Origin of the sequence: Thiocystis violacea, assembly GCF_016583565.1 — a bacterium.
Lineage (GTDB): Bacteria > Pseudomonadota > Gammaproteobacteria > Chromatiales > Chromatiaceae > Thiorhodococcus > Thiorhodococcus violaceus_A.
Map to the genome: position 1 here is coordinate 1 of NZ_NRRF01000212.1, position 1,136 is coordinate 1,136.

1 pseudogene is annotated in these 1,136 nt (G+C 59.9%); it reads right to left on the minus strand.

Annotated elements, in window-relative coordinates:
- Positions 1-204: 204 nt before the first annotated feature.
- A pseudogene (locus CKO23_RS24825) lies at positions 205-996 on the minus strand (transposase); the annotation flags it as partial.
- Between the last annotated feature and the right edge of the window lie 140 nt (positions 997-1,136).

Here is a 1,136-nt window from a genome sequence, read left to right on the forward strand (position 1 = left end):
TGCCGGTCTTGGGCCTTCGTTGTCGTAGCAGCCAGCCAGGAGCTGACGCTCGCCGGTCAGACACGCAACTTCTGCTAAACGCGGATTGCTGTCAGTCAGCCCGCCTAGCTCGGTGACGGCAGTCGACCCACTCCTGCCGCTCAGGCTTCCTTCCTTGGGGTCACTCCATAGAACGGAAATTATCGTACGCTAAGGCCTGATCGTTCACGGCAGCTTCCAAATGTAGTCCCCTGTCAGGATGATGTGCTCGCAGCCGAGCGGTGACAGGTGCTGGAGGTACTCATCCGGGACGTCGGTTTTGGCGCGGACCTGTTCGACGGCCGTCTCAAGGTGGCGGGTGTTCCACAAGATGATGGCCGCAACGAGCAGGTTGAGCCCGGATGCTCTGACGCTTTGGCTCTCGATCGCCCGATCCCGTACCTCGCCAAGCCGATTGAAGAAGACGGTCCTGGCGAGTGAGTTCCTGGCTTCGCCTTTGTTCAGGCCAGCTTGGACCCGTGTCCGCAGCGTCGGATCCTGCATCCAGTTCAGCAGGAACAGCGTCCGCTCGATACGCCCAAGCTCACGCATCGCCAGCGCAAGCCGGTTTTGCCGCGGATAGGAGGCGAGCTTTCGAACCAGCAACGATGGGGTCACGGTACCCAACCGGATGGAGCTCGCGGCACGCAGAATCTCGTCCCACTGGGCCTCGATCTCTCGTAATCGAACGTTCTCCCCGAACGTCGGTTCCAGCTTCGGCCAGCGTTTGCGATCGCCGATCGGATACAAGCGCCGTTCGCCCACATCGCGGATCCGCGGAGCGAAACGAAAACCGAGCAGATGACAGAGACCGAAGACTTGATCCGTGAATCCGGCCGTGTCCGTATAGTGCTCTTCGATGACCAGGTCGGTGTCGTGGTAAAGCAGTCCGTCGAGCACATAGGTGGCGTCGCGGGCGTTGGTGTGGATGCACTTCGTATGGAATGGCGAGTACTGATCCGAGATGTGGGTGTAGAAGATCACCACCGGTCTAGGATGTTCAATCCCCCGTCATTCTTTCATGCAGTTTTCATGTCGACCGCAGACGGCCTGAACGCCTGCCGTCGCTTGGCCAGCATGGAGTCGCCGAGATGCGTTTTGACCCACTGCTCGACATC